Source organism: Streptomyces sp. ICN903 (assembly GCF_022015835.1).
GTDB classification, from domain to species: Bacteria; Actinomycetota; Actinomycetes; order Streptomycetales; family Streptomycetaceae; genus Streptomyces; species Streptomyces fenghuangensis.
Genome location: NZ_JAKMAY010000019.1, coordinates 1 through 22,070 on the forward strand (window position 1 = coordinate 1; position 22,070 = coordinate 22,070).

Annotated in this window: 24 protein-coding genes and 1 pseudogene; 14 read left to right on the top strand and 11 right to left on the bottom strand. The window is 71.0% G+C overall.

Annotation, left to right across the window (positions count from 1 at the left end; translation table 11 throughout):
- Positions 1-209 precede the first annotated feature (209 nt).
- Together L7D48_RS03665 and L7D48_RS03670 are read left to right on the top strand one after the other, a co-directional pair.
- Positions 210-2,297: a PhoX family phosphatase gene (locus L7D48_RS03665; RefSeq protein ID WP_237877315.1), complete on the top strand. Its 2,088-nt coding sequence runs from the start codon at positions 210-212 to the stop codon at positions 2,295-2,297.
- Between the two features lie 149 nt (positions 2,298-2,446).
- On the top strand, positions 2,447-2,710 hold the full coding sequence (locus L7D48_RS03670; RefSeq protein WP_237877317.1) for a GlsB/YeaQ/YmgE family stress response membrane protein: 264 nt from the start codon (positions 2,447-2,449) through the stop codon (positions 2,708-2,710).
- Between the two features lie 269 nt (positions 2,711-2,979).
- Here the strand turns inward: L7D48_RS03670 and L7D48_RS03675 are convergent, their stop codons facing one another.
- Together L7D48_RS03675 and L7D48_RS03680 are read right to left on the bottom strand one after the other, a co-directional pair.
- Entirely contained in the window at positions 2,980-3,204 is a 225-nt protein-coding gene (locus tag L7D48_RS03675; protein WP_237877319.1) for a hypothetical protein, read from the bottom strand.
- A 164-nt stretch (positions 3,205-3,368) separates the two neighbouring features.
- Positions 3,369-4,715 carry an MFS transporter gene (locus L7D48_RS03680; protein WP_237877321.1) on the bottom strand — a complete coding sequence of 449 codons (1,347 nt, stop codon included), beginning with the start codon at positions 4,713-4,715 and terminating at the stop codon, positions 3,369-3,371.
- 71 nt (positions 4,716-4,786) lie between these two features.
- On the opposite strand from L7D48_RS03680, the gene L7D48_RS03685 reads away from it, so the two are divergent.
- From L7D48_RS03685 to L7D48_RS03700, 4 genes are all read left to right on the top strand, one after another.
- Entirely contained in the window at positions 4,787-5,791 is a 1,005-nt protein-coding gene (locus L7D48_RS03685; protein WP_237877323.1) for a GlxA family transcriptional regulator, read from the top strand.
- A 485-nt stretch (positions 5,792-6,276) separates the two neighbouring features.
- Complete coding sequence (locus L7D48_RS03690) at positions 6,277-6,540, top strand: hypothetical protein (RefSeq protein ID WP_237877324.1); 264 nt, start codon at positions 6,277-6,279, stop codon at positions 6,538-6,540.
- Between the two features lie 118 nt (positions 6,541-6,658).
- Complete coding sequence (locus L7D48_RS29385) at positions 6,659-7,285, top strand: hypothetical protein (protein ID WP_308312213.1); 627 nt, start codon at positions 6,659-6,661, stop codon at positions 7,283-7,285.
- Entirely contained in the window at positions 7,282-9,168 is a 1,887-nt protein-coding gene (locus tag L7D48_RS03700; protein ID WP_237877328.1) for a transporter substrate-binding domain-containing protein, read from the top strand. The genes L7D48_RS29385 and L7D48_RS03700 overlap by 4 nt, the downstream gene beginning before the upstream one ends.
- A gap of 65 nt (positions 9,169-9,233) precedes the next feature.
- On the opposite strand, the gene L7D48_RS03705 is transcribed toward L7D48_RS03700, so the two are convergent.
- From L7D48_RS03705 to L7D48_RS03715, 3 genes are all read right to left on the bottom strand, one after another.
- Positions 9,234-9,539: a transposase family protein gene (locus tag L7D48_RS03705; RefSeq protein ID WP_237877330.1), complete on the bottom strand. Its 306-nt coding sequence runs from the start codon at positions 9,537-9,539 to the stop codon at positions 9,234-9,236.
- Positions 9,540-9,682: 143 nt separating this feature from the next.
- Positions 9,683-10,375 (bottom strand): permease prefix domain 1-containing protein, encoded by a 693-nt coding sequence (locus L7D48_RS03710; protein WP_237877332.1) that lies wholly within the window; start codon positions 10,373-10,375, stop codon positions 9,683-9,685.
- Positions 10,372-10,713, bottom strand: a complete 342-nt coding sequence (locus L7D48_RS03715; RefSeq protein WP_237877334.1) for a PadR family transcriptional regulator — start codon at positions 10,711-10,713, stop codon at positions 10,372-10,374. Before L7D48_RS03715 ends, L7D48_RS03710 begins: the two co-directional genes overlap by 4 nt.
- Before the next feature lie 83 nt (positions 10,714-10,796).
- Between L7D48_RS03715 and L7D48_RS03720 the strand changes: the two genes are divergently transcribed.
- Genes L7D48_RS03720 through L7D48_RS03730 form a run of 3 tightly spaced genes read left to right on the top strand, consistent with a single transcriptional unit; the run spans position 10,797 to position 12,284 of the window.
- Positions 10,797-11,324, top strand: a complete 528-nt coding sequence (locus L7D48_RS03720; protein ID WP_237877335.1) for a hypothetical protein — start codon at positions 10,797-10,799, stop codon at positions 11,322-11,324.
- Positions 11,325-11,329: 5 nt separating this feature from the next.
- A complete protein-coding gene (locus L7D48_RS03725) occupies positions 11,330-11,611 on the top strand; it encodes a hypothetical protein (RefSeq protein WP_237877377.1) in 282 nt (93 codons plus the stop codon).
- A gap of 1 nt (position 11,612) precedes the next feature.
- Entirely contained in the window at positions 11,613-12,284 is a 672-nt protein-coding gene (locus L7D48_RS03730) for an HD domain-containing protein (protein ID WP_237877337.1), read from the top strand.
- A gap of 84 nt (positions 12,285-12,368) precedes the next feature.
- Here L7D48_RS03730 and L7D48_RS03735 read toward each other — a convergent pair whose 3' ends face one another.
- The gene (locus tag L7D48_RS03735) at positions 12,369-12,779 is read right to left on the bottom strand and encodes a hypothetical protein (protein WP_237877339.1); all 411 of its coding nucleotides are present in this window, start codon (positions 12,777-12,779) and stop codon (positions 12,369-12,371) included.
- A gap of 53 nt (positions 12,780-12,832) precedes the next feature.
- Between L7D48_RS03735 and L7D48_RS03740 the strand changes: the two are divergent.
- Positions 12,833-13,162, top strand: a pseudogene (locus L7D48_RS03740) (hypothetical protein); the annotation flags it as partial.
- Positions 13,163-13,269: 107 nt separating this feature from the next.
- Here the strand turns inward: L7D48_RS03740 and L7D48_RS03745 are convergent.
- Positions 13,270-13,617, bottom strand: a complete 348-nt coding sequence (locus L7D48_RS03745) for a VOC family protein (RefSeq protein WP_237877341.1) — start codon at positions 13,615-13,617, stop codon at positions 13,270-13,272.
- 228 nt (positions 13,618-13,845) lie between these two features.
- Between L7D48_RS03745 and L7D48_RS03750 the strand changes: the two genes are divergently transcribed.
- Positions 13,846-14,388 carry a DapH/DapD/GlmU-related protein gene (locus L7D48_RS03750; protein ID WP_237877343.1) on the top strand — a complete coding sequence of 181 codons (543 nt, stop codon included), beginning with the start codon at positions 13,846-13,848 and terminating at the stop codon, positions 14,386-14,388.
- A 60-nt stretch (positions 14,389-14,448) separates the two neighbouring features.
- On the opposite strand, the gene L7D48_RS03755 is transcribed toward L7D48_RS03750, so the two are convergent.
- Both L7D48_RS03755 and L7D48_RS03760 read right to left on the bottom strand, forming a co-directional pair.
- Positions 14,449-14,679 carry a DUF397 domain-containing protein gene (locus L7D48_RS03755; RefSeq protein WP_237877345.1) on the bottom strand — a complete coding sequence of 77 codons (231 nt, stop codon included), beginning with the start codon at positions 14,677-14,679 and terminating at the stop codon, positions 14,449-14,451.
- Positions 14,672-15,553: a helix-turn-helix transcriptional regulator gene (locus L7D48_RS03760; RefSeq protein ID WP_237877347.1), complete on the bottom strand. Its 882-nt coding sequence runs from the start codon at positions 15,551-15,553 to the stop codon at positions 14,672-14,674. Before L7D48_RS03760 ends, L7D48_RS03755 begins: the two co-directional genes overlap by 8 nt.
- Positions 15,554-15,796: 243 nt before the next feature.
- Between L7D48_RS03760 and L7D48_RS03765 the strand changes: the two genes are divergently transcribed.
- Genes L7D48_RS03765 through L7D48_RS03775 form a run of 3 tightly spaced genes read left to right on the top strand, consistent with a single transcriptional unit; the run spans position 15,797 to position 16,829 of the window.
- On the top strand, positions 15,797-16,225 hold the full coding sequence (locus tag L7D48_RS03765; protein ID WP_237877349.1) for an ATP-binding protein: 429 nt from the start codon (positions 15,797-15,799) through the stop codon (positions 16,223-16,225).
- On the top strand, positions 16,222-16,587 hold the full coding sequence (locus L7D48_RS03770; RefSeq protein ID WP_237877351.1) for a hypothetical protein: 366 nt from the start codon (positions 16,222-16,224) through the stop codon (positions 16,585-16,587). Before L7D48_RS03765 ends, L7D48_RS03770 begins: the two co-directional genes overlap by 4 nt.
- On the top strand, positions 16,584-16,829 hold the full coding sequence (locus L7D48_RS03775; protein WP_374490933.1) for a hypothetical protein: 246 nt from the start codon (positions 16,584-16,586) through the stop codon (positions 16,827-16,829). The genes L7D48_RS03770 and L7D48_RS03775 overlap by 4 nt, the downstream gene beginning before the upstream one ends.
- A 55-nt stretch (positions 16,830-16,884) precedes the next feature.
- Here L7D48_RS03775 and L7D48_RS03780 read toward each other — a convergent pair whose 3' ends face one another.
- Positions 16,885-21,621: a tetratricopeptide repeat protein gene (locus L7D48_RS03780; protein ID WP_237877352.1), complete on the bottom strand. Its 4,737-nt coding sequence runs from the start codon at positions 21,619-21,621 to the stop codon at positions 16,885-16,887.
- Between the two features lie 107 nt (positions 21,622-21,728).
- Positions 21,729-22,070 (bottom strand): trypco2 family protein, encoded by a 342-nt coding sequence (locus tag L7D48_RS03785; protein ID WP_237877355.1) that lies wholly within the window; start codon positions 22,068-22,070, stop codon positions 21,729-21,731.

The following is a 22,070-nucleotide window of genomic DNA, read 5'->3' on the forward strand; positions in this document are numbered from 1 at the left end:
GGGGAAACGCGGGGGAGGGGCCGGCGGGCACCGGGTGTGCCGGTGCGGCGACCGTACGGATCCGGCCGCGGCGGGTGTGCCGGCGGCCGCCGGGAGGCCTGCCGATTCCACGGGTCGGATTCACCCTACGTTTACCGCGAGGTCGCTCCCCGTCGTGCCCGCGCGCCTAGCGTCCGACACGCGTAGACACGGAACATCCGGAGGGGACCATGCGCAAACTGCTGCCGCTGATCGGTTCGCACCCCGGCGGGAGAGCCGCCCTGACCTGCCGCTACCGCTGCGGTGACGCCTGCTTCCACGAGGTGCCCAACACCAGCGGCAACGAGTACGCCGGCGACGTCATCGCCGCCGCCCTCTCCCGCCGTTCGGTGCTGCGCGCCGGCGCCGTCGTCGGTGCCACCGCCGCCGCCGGAGCGGCGGTCGGTATCGGCCAGGCGCCCGAAGCCGCCGCGAAGCCCCCCGCCGTGCCGGGCAAGGGCTGGGAGAAGGGGCGCGGCAAGATCCGCGGGGCGGCGCGCGGCCTGCGCTTCGCGCCCGTGGCGCCGAACACCGCCGACGCGGTGACCGTCCCCGAGGGCTACGCGCAGAACGTCGTCATCCGCTGGGGCGACCCGATCCTGCGCGGCGCGCCCGCCTTCGACCCGGAGAAGCAGAGCGCGAAGGCGCAGGCCGGCCAGTTCGGCTACAACAACGACTTCCTCACCCTGCTTCCGCTCAAGGGCGAGCGCGGGCGCCAGGTGCTCTTCGCCAACCACGAGTACACCGACGAGGAACTGATGTTCCCCGGCTACGACGGTGACAACCCCACGCGCGAGCAGGTGGAGATCGCCTGGGCCGCGCACGGCCTGTCCGTCGTCGTGGTGGAGGAGGACCGCCGCACGGGGAAGCTCACGGCCGTGCCCCGCCACCACCTCAACCGCCGCTTCACCACCACCAGCGAGTTCCGCCTCACCGGCCCGGCCGCCGGGTCCGACCTGCTGAAGACCTCCGCCGACCCCACCGGCACCAAGGTGCTGGGCACCCTCAACAACTGCGCCGGCGGCACCACCCCCTGGGGCACGGCGCTGTCGGGCGAGGAGAACTTCAACCAGTACTTCGCCAACGCCGCCTCCGTCACCGACCCGGAGGTGAAGGCCAGGCTCGGGCGGTACGGCATGAGCGGCGGCGCGTCGGGGCGCAAGTGGGAGCGGTTCGACGACCGCTTCGACCTCACCAAGGAGCCCAACGAGGCCAACCGCTTCGGCTGGGTCGTCGAGGTGGACCCGTACGACCCCGACTCCGTCCCGCGCAAGCGCACCGCGCTGGGCCGCTTCAAGCACGAGGCCGCCCAGCCCCGCCTGACCGCCGACGGCCGCCCGGTCGTCTACATGGGCGACGACGAGCGCTTCGACTACTTCTACAAGTTCGTCTCCTCAAAGCGGATGATGAAGGGCGACAGCCGCGCCGCCCGCGAGCACAACCTCACGCTGCTGGACGAGGGCACCCTCTACGTCGCCAAGCTGACCGGCGACAGCCCGGCCGCAGAGATCGACGGCAGCGGAAAGCTCCCCTCCGACGGCGAGTTCGACGGCTCCGGCGTGTGGATCCCGCTGGCCACCGGCACCACCTCCCACGTCCCCGGCATGAGCGCCGAGGAGGTCTACGTCCACACCCGGCTGGCCGCCGACAAGGTGGGCGCCACCAAGATGGACCGCCCCGAGGACGTCGAGCCCAGCCCGCGCACCGGCCGCGTCTACGTCGCGCTGACCAACAACTCCCGGCGCGGGGTCGACTCCAACCCGGCCGCCGACGAGGCCAACCCGCGCAACGCCAACAAGCACGGCCAGGTGCTGGAGCTGGCCGAGCACTGGGACGACCCGGCGGCCGACGGCTTCGCCTGGCGCCTGTTCCTGGTCTGCGGCGACCCGGAGGACCCCTCCACCTACTTCGCCGGCTTCCCCAAGGACCAGGTCAGCCCGATCTCCTGCCCGGACAACCTCGCCTTCGACGACTACGGCAACCTGTGGATCTCCACGGACGGCAACGCGCTGGGCTCCAACGACGGCCTGTTCGGCGTGGCCACGGCGGGCGGACGGCGCGGTGAGGTGCGGCAGTTCCTCACGGTGCCCGTCGGCGCCGAGACCTGCGGCCCGATCATCCAGGACCGCCGGGTGCTGGTCGCGGTGCAGCACCCGGGCGAGGTGGACGGCGCCAGCTACGAGCAGCCCGCCTCGGCCTGGCCCGACGGGCCGGGCAAGGTCGTCCGCCCGTCGGTCGTCGCCGTCTGGCGCGAGGACGGGCGCGGCATCGGCGCCTGAGCGGGATCCGGCGGTGCGGCGGTCCGGCCCGGCCCCCTTATCGGGGGCCGGGCCGGACCGCCGCCTTTTGACGGCTTGGCATGTCCGCGTGTGCGTGGGCCGGGACCGGGAAGGAGGAGGTGAGGAAACCGACCCGAAAGGGTGAAGTCATGGAGATAACCGGCATCATCACCGCGATCGTCATCGGCGTCATCGTCGGTGTGCTGGGGCGGCTGGTCCTGCCGGGCCGCCAGCGCATCGGCGTCCTGTGGACGATCGTGGTCGGTATCGTCGCAGCCCTGATCGGTACGTTCATCGCGGCCGGCCTCGGTGTCGCGGACACCGGCGGCGTCGACTGGATCGAGCTGCTCATCCAGATCGGCCTGGCCGCGGCGGGTGTCGCCGCCGTGGAACGCATGAAGGTCCGCGCCTGACGGACACCCCCTGCCCGCCGGGCCCCGCGCCCGACGTCCGACGCCTCGGAGCAGCACCGGCCCGGCGGAAGAGCGGCCCCCACAGCCGCCTTCCGCCGGGCTCTCGGCTGCCTCGGACCGGTCCCACCCGGCCCAAGGCAGCCGGGAGGCCGGGGGGCGGTGCGTGCCCCGGCCTCCGCCGCCTCCGGCGCGACGGCCCCGCCCGGCTCCGTCCGAACCCACCGGGCAGGGCCGGCTCCCTCACCCCGGAGCCGGTGTCGGATGCGGGCTCAGCCCGTGTGGTGGTCCCGCTGGACGAGCGCGGCGTGCTCCAGCACGTCCTCCATCGGGTCGTCGATCTGCCCCGTGGAGATCAGCGCGACGGTCGGCCCGTTGTGCGATCCGCGGTGGGTCTCGTCGGCCCACGCCGGCGCGGCGCCGCCCGGCAGCGCGACCGCCACCACGGCCGCCCCCGCCACCACCACGCACCCGCGCGTCGTCCGGTTCCGCCTCACCGTGCTTCTCCTCTCGTCCTCATCCGGTCACGGCCGTTCGCCGTTCGCCGTGCATATCTGCCGGTGAGCGGAAAAGTTACGAACGGATTGTGGATCTGTCCTACGGCGTCCCGCGGTGCGCCCCGTCGCGCGCTCCGGGGCCCGCACGGTGACCGCCCCGGCGCTCACGGCCGCGGCTCCGTGCGCCGAGCCGTACGCGGAGCCCGGCCCGGCTTGCCGATCGCCGGGGCCAGCACGGCGGCGACCGCGCACAGCGCGCCGGAGACGATCCAGGCCGCGTCGTAGGAGCCCAGGGCGTCGCGCAGGGCGCCGCCGGCGAACGCCATCACCCCGGCGCCGAGTTGATGGAAGGCGAGCGTCCAGCCGAAGACGATCGCACCGCTTCCCTCCCCGTAGATCCCGCGGACGGCCGTCAGGGCGATCGTCGGCGGGACGGTGGCCACGTCGAGCAGCCCGAAGAAGACCACGAAGACGATCAGCGGCCAGTGGGCCTCGGGCCCCAGGAGGGAGGGCAGGAGCAGTAGCGAGACCCCGCGCATCCCGTAGTACAGCGCCAGGAGCAGGCGCGGGTCGTGGCGGTCGGTGAGCCAGCCGGAGACGACCGTGCCCGCCACGTTGAAGACCCCGATGAGCGCGAGCAGCGAGGCCGCGACGGTGGGCGGCATCCCGTGGTCGTGGGCGGCGGGCACGAAACCGCTCCACATGATCCCGTTGGTGGACGCGCCGCAGATGGCGAAGGTGCCCGCCAGCAGCCAGAACGGGCGGGTACGGGCCGCCGAGCGCAGCACCCGCAGCGCGTGGCGGGCCGCGCCCGGAGCCGGCGCCGGGCGCGGGACGTACTCCCGTGCGCCGTAGGGGCGCAGGCCGAGATCGGCGGGGTGGTCGCGCAGCAGCAGCCCGGCCAGCGGGACCAGGGCGAGCGCCACCAGCGCGACCGTCACGGTGGTCGGGCGCCACTGGTACCGCTCGATCGACCAGGACAGCAGCGGCATGAAGACGAACTGGCCGAAGACGCTCGCCGCCGTCAGCAGGCCGGTGACCAGGCCGCGCCGGGCGGTGAACCACCGCTCCACCACCACGGCCGCGAATCCCATCGCCACGGAACCGCAGCCCAGCCCCACCAGCAGGCCCCAGTAGAGGACCAGTTGCCAGGGCTGGGTCATGACCGTGGTGAGCGCCGCGCCGACGGCGACGGCCGCCAGCGCGGCGGCGGCGACGCGACGCAGCCCGAAGCGGCCCATGAGCGCGGTGGCGAAGGGCGCGACCAGCCCGCCGGCCGCCATGTTCACCCAGACCGCCAGGCCGATGGAGCCCCGTGACCAGCCCGGGTCGCGGTGCAGCGGCTCGACCAGCAGACCGGGCATGGTGGCGAAGGCGCCCGCGCCCATGACGGCCAGCGCGGCCACGGCGGCGACCCACCAGGCCCGGTGCACGCGCCGCCCACGGGCGGCGGGCGGGGCCTGGGCGGTACGGGCGTCCTCGGTGTCGGTGGTGCGGATCGTGTGCGTCATGCCCCCGATGCTGTTCGGACCGGCCGACCCGAACGAGTGGCCCGATGGCCGACATCTGAAAGGATCTGGCCATGGACGTCTTCACGCACCCGGAACGGCACCGGGTGGCGGTCCTGGTCCGCCACGGGGTGCTGCCGATGGAACTGGGCCTGGTCCACCAGCTGTTCCGCGCTGCCGAGTCGGCCTCGGGCACACCGCTGTACGAGGTCGTGACCTGCGCGACCGAGCCCGGCACGGTCCGCACCGACGCCGACTTCCCCGTCCTGGTCGGGCACGGCCCGCAGGCGCTGGCCGAGGCCGGGACGGTGATCGTCCCGGCCAGCCACGAGGAGGACGAGACGTACCCCGGCGGGCGGCTGCCCGCCCCGCTCACCGGCGCCCTCGCCCGCATCCGGCCGGGCACCCGGATCGCCTCGGTCTGCACCGGCGCCTTCGTCCTGGCCGCCGCCGGGCTCCTCGACGGCCGCCGGGCCACCACCCACTGGAAGTCCGCCGAGCACTTCCGGCGGCTCCACCCGGCCGTACGGCTGGACCCCAACGTCCTCTACACCGACGAGGGCGACGTGCTCACCTCCGCCGGCGAGGCCGCCGGGATCGACCTGTGCCTGCACATGATCCGCCGCGACCACGGCGCGGCCGTCGCCAACCGGGCGGCCCGCAGCACGGTCGTACCGCCGCACCGCGACGGCGGGCAGGCCCAGTACATCCCCCGGCCCGTCGCCGAGCCGCGCCACTCCTCCACCGGCGCGGCCCGCGCCTGGGCGCTGGAGCACCTGGACCGGCCGATCACGCTGGCCGAACTGGCGGCGCGCGAGTCGATGAGCGTGCGCACCTTCACCCGCCGCTTCAAGGAGGAGGTGGGCATCACCGCCGTCCAGTGGCTGAACCGGCAGCGCATCGAGCGGGCCCGGCAACTGCTGGAGGAGACCGACCTGTCCGTCGACCGGGTCGCCGCCGACACCGGCTTCGGCACGGCCGCCTCGCTGCGCCAGCACATGCAGCGCGCCCTCGGCGTCACCCCCACCGGCTACCGCGCCACCTTCCGCGGCCCCGCGACCCGCCCGGCCGGGGTGTAGCCCGGCCGGGCGTCTGCCTCTCTCGGAAAGAAGCGCAGCCCAGGGGCGGGGTTGAACGTTCCGTGCATCGGCATGCCGCGCGGGTACGGGCTCCCCCGCCTCCACGCCCTGTCCGCGCTGTACGCCGCGGCCCGCCGGCCCTGGACGATGTCGGTTACACCGGTGCCGGCATCGGCGTGCACACACCCTTCCGCCCGCACCCCGACATCGCCCCCCTCCTGGCAGCGGGCACCCGCGCCCACAAACGGCTGCTGTGCGGCGTCCCCGCGACCGGCGAGCACGCCGTGGCCTAACTCAAACAGCGCCGGTGTGCTCTGCAGCCTGTGACGGTCAGCCCCAGCCGCATCGGAGCCATCGCTCGGGCCGCCCTCGTCCTCAACAACATATGGCGGTGAACTTCGCTGAGAAAACCTCACTGGCTGCGCGAACACGGCCCCCACTACATCGCCGTCGTAAAAGGCAACCACCCCGGTCTGCTCGAGCAGTTGAGGAAACTGCCGTGGAGCGACATCAGCCTGGACCACAAAGACCGCACCACAGGCCTGGGGCGGCTTGAGATCCGGCACCTCAAGACGGTCGCCTTCCGGTATCTCGACTACCCCGGCGCCCGCCAGGTCCGGCGCGTCATGTGCCGGCGCAAGGACCTGACCAGCAAAGAGATCACAATCCAGCGGCTCCACTTCGTCACCAGCCTCCCACTCGGCGCCGCCACGGGCGAACAACTCGCCAGCTGGATCCGAGGACACTGAAAGATCGAGAACCAGCTCCATCAGGTGCGCGGCACCACGTTCGCCGAGGGCGCCTCCATCACCCGAACCGGCAGCCTGCCCCGCGTAATGGCCAGCCTCCGCAGCCCTTGCCATCGGTGTGCTCCACCGGGACGACCACGCCAACCTCGCTGCCGCCTGCCGCTACATCGCCCGCGACCCACAACGACCCCTGACAGCCCTCGGAATCACGCGATCAACGGAACAGATCGACTACACGCAAAGACCCTGGGGCTGGTGCCCCGAGCAGGCGCGGGCATCGGCGACGTGCCTAATCACGCGGTCGGCGCGTCCTGGCCCACATCGATTTCCGTTTCCCCGCCAACTTCCCCTGTGCTCCCTATACTTGACGCTCCATCATGAATCGGGGGTTACTTTGGAGATAGTTGTTCAGTGCAGCGGCGGCGGAGCCGGAGACGAGCTCCGCTTGCTGGGCCGTTGGCTTGAGGTGGACTCGGCCGTGCGCCGTCATGCGCAGGTTGTACGGGGATCAGCCCGGCCGGCGATTCCCGGACAGCAGGGCGATCTACTGGATCTGATCACGCTGCTGGTCAGCAGTGGGTTCAGCGCTGCTTCGCTGGCCGTGTCCATCGCTTCCTGGCGAGCCAGCCGCCCCAGCCCGCCCGAAGCCATCATCATGCGGGTCGCGGGAGAGCAGACCGAGATTCCCGGTGATGCTTCCAGAGAGGAGGCCGAGGCGATGATCCGGCGCCTTCTCGAAGGATGACCTCCACGAAGCAGCCCCCAGCCCCCGACGACCGCGAATCGACGACCCCCCTTGCGAGCACGGGTCTGCCAAACCCCTCGGGTACCCGCATCGTGCTGATCGGCGCTGGACGGTTCAACGAACTTCACCCGCTACCGACGACGCGCCGCAACGTCGAGGTCCTGGCCGATCTCATCACCGCCGCCTGGAACCTTCCTGTCGCGAACTGCACCGTCCTTCGTGACCCGGCATCGCCCCGCGATCTCTCGCGCGTCGTGGAGGAGGCCGCCAAGGAGGCAACCGACACCCTGCTGGTGTACTACGCAGGCCACGGGTTGATCGACTGGTCCGGGCACTATCACTTGGCTGTGCGGAGCAGCGAGCGGGAATCCGTGCACGACACCGCAGTCCCGTACACCTGGATAAAGGAGCACATCGAGAAAAGCCGCGCCGAGCGGCGCATCGTCATCCTCGACTGCTGCTACGCCGCCCGAGCCTTCGGACTGCAGTCCGAAGGCGTCCTTTTTGAGGTTTCGGGAACTTATGTCCTCGCTGCGGCAAGCGAGACCGCCACAGCGATCTCACCGCCAGGAGAGGAATTCACCGCGTTCACCGGCGCGTTGATCGCTGTACTACGCAACGGGATCCCCGGCCTGCCTCGTTACCTTGACCTCGACAGTATCTTCCGCCAGGTGAGCAAGGAGCTCACGCACAGGAACAGACCTCGGCCGTCGAAGCAGTGCCGCGACCACCTGGACCGTGCCCCGTTCATCAAGAACGCTGCTTACGCCGCTTCCGACGATATTCCCCTGACGGCTGTTCCTGCGCAGCAGGGGCCAACATCCGAGACCAGCGGCATGGGAAATTCACCACCGCCGTCACCCACGCCTGCCACCTCAAGGGCGGGCGAGGCTCCCGTGCGATCTGCGCATACTTCGGGCGGCAAACCGGTTCCGGTGATGCGGCGGAAGGCCGTCCGCCGTGTGGGGCTCCCGGCAGCTGTCCTGGCCCTGCTTTTCGGTGGATACATGGTGTTATCCGTCTCGCCCGAAGACTCCCCTGAGCTTCAGCAAATCCACAACAGAGGTTTCATCAGGGTCGGAATTAAGGGTGATCAGCCGGGTCTCTCCGAGAGGACGGAGACCGGAGAATGGCAGGGGTTCGAGATCGACTTGGCGTACAACATCGCCGCGAGTCTTGGATTCCCCCGTCAATCTGTGGAATTCGTCTACGTGACCACGGACGACCGTGACACGGAACTCCAAGGTGGCAGGGTGGATTTCGTCGTGGCCACCTGGACTATGGACGGACCTCAGGCAGAGGAGGCCAAGCGGCACAGTGTGCCACTTGATTTCGTCGGCCCGTATTTCAAGACAAGGCTGTCCGCGCTGGTGTGGGAAACGGAGGAAGGTGCTGCCGCAGTAAAGGGCGTTGAAGACATTGCAGAGAGGTACGACCCAGGGCAGATTTGCACAGTCATCGGATCGACGTCGGAAGATTACCTGAAAGAGAAGGCGATCGACCACAAAACGGAGTCCTCGTATCAGAAATGCTGGGATGATGCCGACGTCCTTGTCGTCATGACGGATGAAATCATCCTTGCCGGCCTCAATCAGGCGAACGATTATTATTTTGACGGAGAGGGCGAAGAGGCGAGGAAAGGGTACGTAATTCAACTCGGTGGCACGGTTGAATCATACGGTGTGGGAATTCGTGCAGGCGATCCGATCTTTAAATACCTGACGTGTCGAGCGATCTCGAAGGACTGGGGCTCGAACGTGAGGGTCAATCTGGAGGAGATGGCAACGCGGCACCTGGGAAAAGATTGGGCGCCGCCTACCGTAAGATTCCCGGAGTGCAACCGGCTGGACGCATGGAAATATAAAATGCGTAATATCATTTGATCTCCGGGTCGTCCCGTCGCGGCAGTCGGTTGCACTTCTCGATGACTGAGGTTTCTCAACGGTGATCACTTCCGGATTGTGTTGAGGACCAGGGCCGCGCGGGCGACGTCACCGATGCGGCTGGGGCTGAGGGTGGTGTGCCGCAACGTGCGCCGGCGTTGCTTGAGTTCGGCGGCGGTGCGTTCACCCAGAGTCCGGACGCTGCGTATGAGTGTGTTGAAGGTACGGGTGTCCGCGCAGAGTGCTTGCTCGGACTGGTCCTTGGGCGGCGGACGGGGGATGAGGATGCCGGTGCCGACACCGATGCAGCCCTTGTCGGCCAGGGCCGGCAGACTGTCGGCCGTCTTTCGCTTGCGGTCACTTGCGGTCACTTGCGGTCGATGCGGTGCACACGGGCCGGGCGGCCCGCTCCCCCAAGTCTGGGAAGGAGATGTGTCGACTTCTCGCTTTCGGCGACGAACGGCACGAAAGGGGCACCGGGGGAACGGAGTTGCGGACGCCGCCGGAGGGCCGGCTATGCGCGGGCGCAGTCGCGGCAGGCGCGGGCGGAGGACGCCACCACGGTGTGGAGCACGGCGGCGAGGGCGCCCGCGAGCGCGACCACCGGCCAGTTGCCCGACAGGGGTGAGGACGCGGCGAGGGTGAGCGCGGACATGCCCAGGCAGACGCCGGCCGTGGTGCCGGCCCAGGCGGTCGCCCGGGGGAGCCGGCGCGGGGTGGGCAGCCGCCGGGCGAGGGGGCCGGTGGCGGCCAGCGCGGTCGCCGCGAGCAGTGCGGCGGCGGCCGCGAACCCGGCCAGGGGGAAAGCCAGCAGGCGCGTGGGAAGGGGCAGTTGGCCGCCGTGTCCGGTGGCCAGGAACAGGTACCAGCAGACGGTCAGCAGCGGGGCGGCCAGGGCGACGGCCCGGGCGGTGTGGCGGACCTGGGCGACGGTCAGCTCCCGCTGGCAGGAGGGCGCCACCTCCGCCACGGTGCCGAACTCCCGTACGGCCCGCCGGACGGCGAGGTCGTGGGGCAGCCCTTCGGCGGCGTACGCGGCCACCGTTTCGGCGAGGCCGTCGCGTACCTCCGCCACCAGCCGGGCCTTGGCGCGGGCCGGGCCGCGCAGGGCGGACGCCAGCGCCTCGGCGTACTCGTCGGCGTGTCCCTCGGCATACGTCCCGGCGTACGTCCCGGTGGGGCCGGTCCGCCGTCCGGGGCCGCTCATCCGGCGTGCCCGGGGCGCGGGGCGGGCTCCAGGACGGAGCCGATCGCCGCGGTGAACGCCTGCCAGGCCGACCGCTCCTCGGCCAGCGCGCGCCGCCCGGCGTCGGTGAGTTCGTAGCGGCGCCGCTTCCGCTCGCCGGTGGAGTCCCAGCTGCTGCGCAGCAGTCCGGTGCGCTCCAGGCGGTTCAGCGCGGGGTAGACCGTGCCGGTGCGCAGTTCGAGCGCGCCCGCGCTGCGCCGCTGTACGGCGGTGATGATCGCGTACCCGTGCAGCGGTCCCGGCTCCAGCACGGCCAGCAGCAGTCCGTCCAGATGTCCGCGTACGGCGTCGGCCTTCATGAGTAGACAGCCTACACAACGGATGCATAGGCGTGCTATGTATTGGCAGCCAACATATCCATCATCGGGGTGAGGAGACCGCGGTGACCAAGGTGCTGCTGTCCGTCCACGTCCTGGCGGCGATCGTGGTGATCGGGCCGATCACCGTCGCCGCCTCCCTCTTCCCGCGCCACGCGCGGCAGGCCGCCGCCTCGGCCGCCGCGCCCGGGGAGCCGGGGGAGGGGAGGGACGCGTGGATCGCCGCGTTCCTGCACCGGATCTGCCGGGGCTACGCCGTCGCCGGCATCGCCGTACCGGTCTTCGGAATCGCCACGGGCGCGCAGCTCGGCGTCCTCACCGACGCCTGGCTGATCGCCTCGCTCGTCCTGACCGCGATCGCCGCGGCCGTCCTGGTCCTGGCGATCGTTCCCGGCCAGCGGCGGATGCTCCGGCCGGCGGGCGGTGCGGGGGCGCACACGGCTGCGGACGACGCTGCGGGCGACGCTGCGGACGACGGAGGGGCGCGCTCGGCGGCGGCCCGGCTGTCCATGCTCACCGGCGCCTTCAACCTGCTGTGGGCGGTCGTCGTCGTCCTGATGATCGTCCGCCCCGGCTCCACCACGGGGGCGTGAGAGCCGTGCGCACCCTGCGGATCGCCGCCGGCGCCGAGGCCGCCACCCTGGCCGTGCTGCTGGCCAACCTGCTCACCGTCCACGCGCGGCCGGTCACCTCGCTCGCCGGCCCGCTGCACGGCACCGCGTACCTGCTCGTCATCGCCGCCACCTGGCAGGCCACGACCGCCGCCGGCACGGGCGCGCGGTGGTACGCCCTCGTCCCCGGCGTCGGCGGACTGCTCGCCCTGCGCCGCATCCACAAGGCCCCCGCCCCGCCCCCGACATCCGGCACCCAGGAGGGATGACATGACGGACCCTTACGAGGAACTGCCCCTGCCGCGCACCGCGCTGGCGCTGGAGGCCCTCCACCACGCGAAGCGGACCGAGCACCCGGCGATCTTCAACCACAGCCTGAGGACCTACCTCCACGGGCGCGCCTCCGGTGAGCGGCGCGGCCTGCTGCCCGGCCGCGACTACGACGACGAACTCCTCTTCCTGGGCTGCGTCCTGCACGACGCGGGGCTCACCCCGGAAGGTGACGGCGACCAGTCCTTCGACCTCGACGGCGCCGACCTGGCCGCCCGATTCCTCACCGAGCGCGGGATGCCCGCCGACCGGGTCGAGATCGTCTGGGACGCGATCGCCCTCCACCTCCACCACGACCTCGCGATGCGCAAGCGCCCGGAGATCGCCCTGGTGACGGCGGGGGCCGCGCTGGACCTCGGCATCGACGACCCGCACACCCTCCCGCCCGGCCACACCGAACGCGTCCACGCCGCGCTGCCCCGTCTGCACGCGGCGGCCGTCCTCCGCGACGCGATCGTCGGCCAGGCCCTCGCCAAACCGCACAAGGCCCCGCCGTTCGGCCTGCCCGGCGAACTCGTCCGACAGGCGACGGGCGCGGTCTGGCCCACCTGGGAGGAACTGGACCGGACCGCCGGATGGAACGACTACGACGGCTACCGCCCGGGAAGGTGAGCACGGACCGCCCGCCTGCCCTGGTCTGCCGCAACGGATCGAACAGGGGCCCGTCGGGACGGCGCGGAGGCCCCTATGGCGAGGTCAGCCGGGCGAGGAGGGGCGCCCGGCCCCGGCCTGCGGGGCCACCAGCATACGAAGTGCGAACGACAGGGCCGCGCAGACGGCCGGAAGCACGCACACCAGGATCCAGATGCCCGGCTCCCGGTCGATGGACAGGGCGATCGCGCTGCCGATGAGCGCGCCCACGGGCAGGCCGAGCGCGGGTCGCCAGTCCTGCGCGCGTTCGACCAGGACGGTGCCCGGGAACAGGGTCAGGAACCCGCCGAAGACCAGGAGCATGTTCCTGCCGTTGTGCTCCCGCTTCCCCGGTTCCGTGTCGCAGTACCGCTCCCCCGCCGCGCAGTCGGCGGCGTCGATCCAGTCCGCGATCCCCCAGCTCAGCCTCGCCACACCGAGTGCGAACAAGACGAACGTCCCCCATCGAACGGCCATGACACAGAACGTAGGGCACCACCGCGTGCGACCGCGCCACGAGAGGCGACACCGAGGCGGGCCTCGTCCTGGAGGGTTCGGCGCTCTGGCCCGTCCGGGTCGCGGAGCTGGCGGCCCCGCGCACGGCCGCCGTGTGGCTCACCACGGACGACGCCGTCCTGTGCGCCCGGGTGCACGCGGCCGGTCACCACGACGGGGCGACAGCCGGGGAACGCCTGCTGATGGACAGGTTCCTGACCCGCACCGAGCGCTACCAGGCGCTCATGCTGGAAGCCGTCGACAGGCTGGGGCTCGACCGCATCGACGCGGGCGACGGGCGGCCCGCCGGGGAACTGGCCGACGCGGTACTCGCGGTCGTCGGTACCGGTACGCGCGGCCGCTGACCCGACGGCTTCGTCACAGCCGCTCGCAGTCGTCCGGGGCTGCGGATGCGCTCCCAGCCGGTGACCGCGCCGGTGCCGGTGACCGCGCTGCTCGCGCAGGGCCGGCGTCAGCGGTGGCCCAGCACGTTGACCACGCGGCCGTTGGGGTCGCGGACGAGGAACCGCCGAACACCCCACTCCTCGTCCCGCAGGGGGTGAACGATCTCCGCACCGCTGTCCCGCATGACCGCATAGGCCGTGTCCACGTCGTCCACCTCGACACTCATGTCGGGGGTGACGGGGGCGGTCTTGTCGCCGGTCACGAGGCTGACCTGCCCCGCCGGGTTGGACGGGGAAGCGAGCGTCACGATCCAACCGTGGTTCATGACCTCCTCGAACCCCAGCAGGCCGTAGAACTCCCGGCTCTCCTGTACGGCCTCCGACTGGATGTTGGGCACGACACGACGAACGGCCATCGACGACTCCAAGCGGGAACGGAACTGAACTCCGGGATCCTCCAGGAGTACTACGGCACGTCCGCCACCGCACGCACTTTCGCGACACGCCCCGGGGCGCCGAAGCGGGGGTGTCCGTGGCGCCCGCCGCGAAACGCTCTTGGCCACCTTCGCTCCCGCCTCCGCGAACACCCCTGAAACTGGTCTCCCTGCGAGCCTCCGCCACCGCTACACCGGAAGGACCGTGACATGTCCGGCGACCGTCTGATGCGCATCCACAGCGCCGAGTTCCAGGCCATGGCCGAGAGGGTCCTGCGGGTCACCGAACTCACCTCCCGCCTGAACGCCTTACCTTTCGAGGACGAGGCCGGCAAGGCGAAACTGTTCGAGCGGATCCTCGGCAAGCCGCTGCCGCCGGGAGTCACGATCTACCCGCCCTTCTACACCGACCACGGCCTCAACCTCGACCTCGCCGAGCGCGTGTTCATCAACCAGAACTGCACGTTCCTGGACTACGCCGGCATCCGGCTCGGCGAGCGCGTGATGATCGGCCCGAAGGTCACCTTCATCACCAGCGGCCACCCGGTCGATCCCGGGGAGCGCAAGCTGTACCTCACCGGTGCGCCCATCGACGTCGCGGAGAACGTGTGGATCGGCGCCGGGGCCACGATCCTGCCCGGCGTCAGCATCGGCCGCGACGCCGTGGTCGCCGCCGGCGCGGTCGTGGCCGAAGACGTTCCGCCGGCGAGCCTGGTGACCGGTGGCAAGGCGACCGTCCGCCGACGGTGGTGACGACCCCTCCGGGGCCGCGCGGAGCCTCCGACAGCGCTCTTTCCGGGGTTCGCTTGCCCTTTAGCTGGTGAGGGCCGTGCCCCGCGCCACCGCCGAGAGGAACGCCGCCCAGGCGGGGCGGGAGACACGGGCCGGGGGGACGCCCAGGTTCTTGGAGTCGCGTACGGCGATGCCGGCGGCGCCGGGTATCTCCGCCACCTCCACGCAGTTGCCGTCGCCGGCGGTGTACGAACTCTTGTACCAGGTGGCGGTCTTGAGGTCAGCTTCGTGGAAGATGGCCGACTCAGCCATTGGCGATCAACTCTCCCTTGACGCGTTCGACGAACTCGGCGCTGTCGTCTGCCGACAGCGCCGCAGCGGACAGGTTGCCGAACAAACGGGTCAGTCGGCGGAGGGACAGCGGGTCGTCCCGGAAACCTGTTCTGGCGTCCGCCGACTCGGTGAAGACTACATCCGCGTCCGAGTCGTCCCCCAGCGTGAAGAGAGTGAAGGCTCCGGTGCTGGCACCTCTCTCGCCTGCCGTGAACGGGATGACGCGCAAGGAGACGTTCTCCAGCGCGGAGACGGACAGCAGGTGGTCGAGTTGGGCGATCATGACCTGCGGGCCACCCACCTGTAGCCGGAGGGCCGCTTCGGTGATCAACAGGTCCACGCGTAGCGGGTCCTTCCCACGCAGGCGTTCCTGTCGTCGCATGCGGACCTCGACCAGGACATCCACCTGGTCAGGACCGAGAGCGGCGATTCCGTTGTCCGTGACCGCGCGTGCGTAGTCGGCCGTCTGCGCCAGGCCCGGAATGAACAGCGGTTGATGCTCGCGACAGTGTGTCGCCTCGGCTTCGTAGGACAGGAACTCGGCGTAGTTGGCGCTGAGTACGTCGTTGTAGGCCTGCCACCAGGGAGGTACCCGCTGGTTGCCTCGGAGCATCAACTGCCGTAGCTCCTCGCGCCGGACGTCATCGACTTCGTACAAGTCCATCAGGGAGTCGAAGTCCTTCTTCGAGCAGGCTCGTTTACCCAACTCCAGACGGCTGACCTTGGAGATGTGGCAGTTCAGGTGGCCGCCGACCTCCTCGGCCGTGAGCCCGTGCCGATCACGCAGCTTGCGCAGTTCGGACCCGAGCCTGCGCCGTGCGGCGAGTGGGCTCCCACCGGTGACAACGGCCATGGATGCTCCAACTCGGTTGAGGGGAAGGCTGACAGGCAGCTCTGGTCAAGCGGGGACACTACCGACTTCTCGCCCTGAGGAGCGGCAAGGCACTGCCTTGGCAAGTTGCCAAGCAAGTTCTTGACTCCTAGCTCTGACGCCTGTCAGCATACTTTCCGTCACTGATCGCGTTCTCTGAGTAATAGAACGCTCTCTCGGATGCCGCTGTACTCGGCGTGCACCTTCCGTTGCCGGAGGTTCTCCATGGCCATCCCCGCACGAGTCACTGAGGAACGGCACAGCTTCGCCTGGGAGATAACCGTCGAGGCGCGGGAGATCGAGGTGTGGCGGCGTGAGGTCGCGGCGGCGGTGCGGGCGATGGGCGGGGACCGGGCGGCGATGGAGACGGCGCGGCTGGGGATCTCGGAGCTGCTGTCGAACGTGTGCAGGCATGTGGCCGACCGGCGGTGCCGGCTGGAGGTGCGGCAGGGGCGGGGCACGGCCCTGGTCCGGCTGTACGACCGCTCCTGCCGGGCCCCCGCCGTACAGGTGCCGGACTGGGACGCCGAACGCGGGCGGGGGCTGTGGCTTCTGCGGGAGACGGCCGACGCCATGGGCTACACCTGCGTGCCCGGCGGCAAGTGGGTGTGGTTCACCGTGCTGCTCGACTCACCTGCGGGGGAGGGCGGATGAGCGGCCGGTGGCCCGCCGCGTACCGGGCCGAGGCCGTCGCCTACCTGCGTACGCCCCGGCCGCGCATGTTCCACCTCGGGGACTGCTTCTCGGCGCACGCCGGGGAGGTCCAGTGGTGGGCGGGGGACCGCGCGGTGCGGATCGCGGCGAGCCTGGGCCCCGATGATCCCGGGGCCGCCGCCCGGTTCCTGGCCTGGGGGCACGAGGCGGCGGCCGACCGCACCCACCGGCTGCTGCGCGCCGGGAGGGCGGTGGTCTACAGCCACACGGGCGCCGAGTGCCTGTGGGAGATCTCCCTGCGGCCCGTGCCGCAGGACCCCGTGCCGGGGCTAGGGCAGGGGCCGGGAGGCGGCGTTCCGTGATGTTCCGCCGTCTGCGTGCCGAGCCGGACACGGCGGGCTGGACCGGCGAACCGGACACCGCTCCCGACGCGCCCCCGGCCACGTACCGCATGACCTGCGATGTGTGCGGCGCCGTGTCGCACACCGGCGTGGAGTTCGGCACCGCCTTGGACTGGCAGCTCCGCCACGCCGCCCGCCACCCCGCCCACCGCGCCTACACCCGGACCGTCACCCGCCCCTGGCGGGCCCGGCTCCGGTCGTGAGCTACCGGTCGACGTGTTCGGCGCGGAGGGACGGGCATCGGTGCCTCAGGACTTTCTACTGCCGCAGGCGGTCGTAGGTGTCCCGCGCTTCGCGCAGGTACGGCTCGGTCGCGGCCTCCTCGTCCCGCGCGATCCGCTCCAGCAGGGCCACGGCCTCGGCCGCCGCCTCCCTGGCGAGGTCGGAGCGGTCCCCGGTCAGGAGCCGCGCGCGGGCGAACGCCGAGAGGGCCCGGGCGTGTGCGTCCCGGTGGGCCAGGTGGTCCTGGCGTGCGAGCAGCTGGGCCAGTTCCCGAGCCTTCTGCGTGGTGTCGGCAGCCTCTCGCGCCCGCCCGGCCTCGGCGAGACGGAGGCCGTGGTTCGCCAGTGCCATGGACATGGCCGAGCGGAGCAGGGGGAAGGCGTCGACGAGGGGTTGGAGGATGGTGACGGCCTTCTCCGAGGCCTGGAGTGCCTCCGGGTGCCGTTCGGGGACCGCGGCCAGATGCTGTCCGAAGTTCATCAGTGTCTGGGCGAGTTGTATCTTGCCGGCCGGCCCGGCGGGCTCCGCGCAGGCCTCGCAGCGACCGGCGGCCTCTCCCAGGAGGTCCAGGGCGTTCTCCTCGCCCAGTTCGGCCGCGATCATGCCGTACGCGGAGAACGCCGCCGCGGTGGCGAAGGCAGTCGTGTCCGGGTCGGCCACCGAGCGGCTGACGTCCACAGCCCGGGCGCCGGTTTCGAGAGCGGCCCCGCCGTCTCCGGCGGAGAAGAGCAGGGTGGCCAATTGGGACTGGGCCGAGGCCAGGGGCGCGGCGTATGTGTCCCGGGCGTCCGCGTGGAGTGCCTCGAACCTTTCCACGGCCTCCTGGCTCGGTGGCAGGGCGTCGGCCCGGCGACCGCAGTACAGCAGGCGACTCCCGAATATCAGCGCCGCCTGGGCCACCTGCGCCTGCACCTGCGTGGGCGGGGTGGCGTCGTTGCCTTGATGCTCCAGCACCTCGCGGCGGAGTTCCAGCACCTCCTCGGCGACCGCGAGGGACTGCCTGAGCCGGCCCAGCGCGAACAGCTGGTCGCCGTACTTCTCCAGGTGCTCCGCGAGCAGATGGCGGTGGCGGACGGGATCGCGGCCCACGAGCCGACGGCTTACCTCCACGGCCTCCTTCAACCGGCGGAGGGCACGCTCGGGCTGTCCCGCGAACTGCAGCAGGATTCCGGTGGAGCAGGCGGTCATCGCCAGGTCGGCCTCGTACCGTTCGGGTGCGGACCTGGCCAGGGAGCGCAGTCCGCGTACGGCCTTCTCCCCCGCCGCCAGCGCCTCCGCGAGCCGCCCCAGGCCGACCAGGCAGTTGTACTTGACCAGCCAGTTCTTGTTGAGGACGTCCGCGAAGGCGGCGGCCTTCCCCCGTGCCAGCCGGGCGTTGATGTCGATAGCCTCCTCGACGGTGCGCAGGGCTTCCTCCAGCTCCCCGGTCCGGAGCAGCAGCGCGGAGAGGTTGTTGAGGCAGGTGGCCAGGCCCGGACGGAATGCGGCTGGATCGGTGGCGACCAGTGACCGGTAGATCGACGCGGCCTTCTCCAGAGCGTCGCGGGCGTCCTTCAGCCTGCCCACGCCTTCGAGGCACTGATCGAGGGTGATGAGGGCCATCGCGAGCTCGGAGCGGAACGCGCCCGGGTGCTCCTCGACCAGTCCCTCGAACCCTCCGACGGATTCCTCGGCGGCCTCCAGAGCCAGGTCCGGGCGCTCGTGACCGAGCAGGCTGTTGGCCAGGGTGTTCAAGGACAGGGGGAGGTCGTACGCATGAGCCTGGGGGTACTCGGCGGCCAGTTCACGGTATATGGCCACCGACTTCTTGGCGTCTGCCAGCGCATCGTCGCGCAACCCCAGTTCCGCCAGGTCGATGGAGAGCGCGTTGAGGGTGTTGGCGAGGTCGGCCCGGTACGCCTCGGGTCGGGCATCGCTCAGCTTGCTGCGGATGGCGATGGCCTCGCGGACGGCCTCCAGCGCCCGGTCCCTGCGCCCCATGAGCCGGGCGGCGCTCGAGAGGGTGGTGAGTGCCAGGGCCAGACCGGGCCGGAACGCGTCGGGATTGTCGGCGGCCAGTTCCTTGTGGAGGGCGACGGCCTCTTCCGCGGCCTTCAGGGCTTCCTTCCAAAGGCCGCGTTCCACGAGGTAACCGGCCTTGTCCTGCAGGCCGTCGGCCAGGAGGGAGACCGAGTGTTCGTTCCGTCCGTATCGGTCGCACAGGTCCTGGCGGATCTTCACGCACTCCTCGGCGATCCGCAGGGCGGCCCGGTGGTCGCCGAGTCTGCTCTCGGCCGAGGCCAGCGATGTCAGCCCCCGCGACAGGTGGTCGAGTGCCACCGGATTCTCGGGGTGGGCCTCCTCACGCATCAGCGCGACGGCTGTACGGGCGGCCTGGAGCGCCTCCTTCCGCTGGCCGAGCGCGCTGTGCCACATGGACGCGTTGTTGTGGCAGGCGCCCAGCTCGGACCGGCGCTCCGGAAGGTGATCGGGCAGGGCCTGCCACAGGCCGATGGCTTCCTGGTTCGTCTCGAGGGCCTCCTTGTGCTGACCCATGGAACCCATTCGCTTGGCCAGCTCCCGCAGGGCCACGGCGAGCCGTGCCCGGCGCTCCGGGGTGTTGTCGGCCTGATCGCGGTGGCTCTGGACGATCCGCTTGTGGAGTCGCAGGGCCCAGGGGGCGAGGTTGTGCGAGCTCCTGGGCAAGTGCTCGGCCAGGTCCTCCAGGTCGCTCAAGGGTGTGCCGGGGTCTTCGGTGATCGCCGTGAGCGCATCCAGCAGCGGCTCGGGTTCCTCCACTCTGGTGGCCACGTCGATCGCGGGGAGCACCAGAACATGCCGATGGCGGAGGCACCAGTCGGTCAGACGCTCCTTGTCGAGGATGCCGCGGACCGCCGCGCGGGTGGTGAGGGTGAGGAACCGGGCGGCCTGGTCCGGCGTGGCACCGGACAGGAGACCGTCGGCGAGCTCCGAGTTCTTCAGGTTCATACGGACGCCGACGAAGTGCTCGGCCAGCCGGTCGGGTTGGAGGTCACCGACGAGACTGCCGCCCGAAGGGGGGAGGACGGCCCGGAGCCAGGAGAGCACCGAGCGGATCTGGCTCTTCCTCAGGTCCGACAGATCGGGTACACGCTGGGCGAGCGTACCGGCCTGGCTCTGGTCCTGCGGGTACAACACGACCGCTCCCGCCACCGCGTCGAACAGGGCGTCCTCCGACAGTAAGGGCTGGCTCACCCCGTGCGAGGCGGCCACGCGCAGCCAGTGTGACTGCTCATGAGCCAGCAGTTGTTCCTCCACCTCCACGGTGCTGTCGCCGGACCCGGCGACGGGTGAGGGCGACGGTCTTCTGGAGCCGGCAGCGTCGAGGAGGCTCACCAGAGCAGCCATGTGCAAGGTGAGTGGGGAGCCGAGGTGTTCGCCGGGTTCGACGGGGGCAAGCCCTTCGGCCAGGTTCTTCCAGGAGGGGAGTTCCTCGTCGGTGCGCTCCCAGCCGGGCATGTGCTCCAGGACCGATGAGAACGCGAGGGCGGCCTCCTGGTACGAGCGCCGCTGTGTCTCGGCGTCCGTCTCCAGATCAGGCAGAGGGATGGTCAGTGTTCCCCGCATGAGGGTCGCTACGGGAAGGGACGCTTCGCTCCTCCGCCGGTCCTTCCACCAGTCGTCCGACCGTGCCGTCATCACGACCTTGACCCGGGCCCCCCGGTTCCGAGCGGCGAACTCCACCGCGGCCGCGGCCTCCTCCACGTGGCCGTCGGCGCCGTCGACCACCACGAGCAGCGGCACTGTGGGCGGTGGCATCCGGCGGATGTCACCAGGGGTGACGCCCTTGGAGCCCAGCCACAGAACCGCCCAGTCCTCCTCTCCCGAAGCCAGTTCGCGGGAGAACTCCAGAACCAGGCGGGTCTTCCCCCGGCCGCCGGGAGCATGGACCAGGGCCGCTCCCGGTCCGGGGCGCCGTGACCACTCGCGCAGGAGGGCCAGTTGTCCGTCACGCCCGCCGAAGGGGACGATCCCCCGGGCGGGGTGGAGCAGTTCGATGACCGAGGAGGGAGCCTGGACCAGGCCGGGACCGTGGTCCCGATCGGCGAACTCCGCGTACTCGACGGGCTTGAGGACATGGATGCCCGGCGGCCCGTACCGGTTGACGGTGTCCAGGAAACCCTCCGCCCGGAGCAGGGCGGTGGCCGTCTCCGCCTCCAGCCGGGCGGGCCGGTGACCCGGCAGTTCGGCGAAGACGACGCCGGTCAGGAGGTCTCCGCAGAACACGGCCGCCCCGGAGACACCCCGCCACGGTGAGCCCTCGGCCGGAGGCGGCGGGGTGGTGTCGCAGTCGACCACGTACGTGCCGCCGATGAAGCCGTTGCCCGGATTGATCGTGCCGAGGATCTGGGTGCTCTCCCCCGGACGGTGTTCCGCGTACGGGAACCCCCACACGCGGCACTCCACGCGGTCCCGCTCCCCGACGATACGTCCCCAGCGCGGTCGGTCCGGTGCGAACCGCCGGTCTTCGGAGGACTTGTTCCAGTCGGGCACTTGGACCAGGGCCGCGTCGACCCCCCGGTCGTGCCGCCCTCCCGGATCGTGGGGATACGCACCGAGGGGCATGCCGCGCCACTCGACCTGTCCCTCGTGTGTGGGCTCCTCCCCCTGTCTGCGCACCCGGACCGGAGCACCCGTCTGCCCCACGACGTGAGCGGCGGTCAGGACGAGGCCCGGCAGGATCTCGTATCCGGAGCCCCATCCCTCAGCGGTTTTCTCAGCGGTCGACACCTGTACCACGCGTACGTTGTCCATCCCCCGGCCTATCCACCGCTCGGCGGCGTATCCGTGCCCTCCCTCCGGCCCGACGACCGGAGGGAGGGGATCTGTCCGTTGTCAGTGCTGGGATTCAGTGCCGGGAGTCAGCGCCTGTGAGAGCGCGTCGCACCCTCGGGGAACGCCTCGGGGGGGCCGGGGGTCTCGCCCTCGGACGAGACCAGTACGGCACGTCCGTCGGACCGGCGGGGGGTGAGGGTGAAGGCCACACGGTGGCCGCGGTCCCGGGACAGGGCGCCCTCGGCGCCGGCCGTGAGGACCCATGCGCGCAGGCCCGACTTCCCCCGGACCTCCTGCCGGAGTTCGACCTGGAACTCCATCTCGATCGGTCCGACCTCGAAGGCGATGTCCTGGCCCGCGCCGCGGGACGCGGCCTCCATCAGGCCGTCGCGCACGGCGGCGACGGCATCGGCGAGTTCGATCTCCAT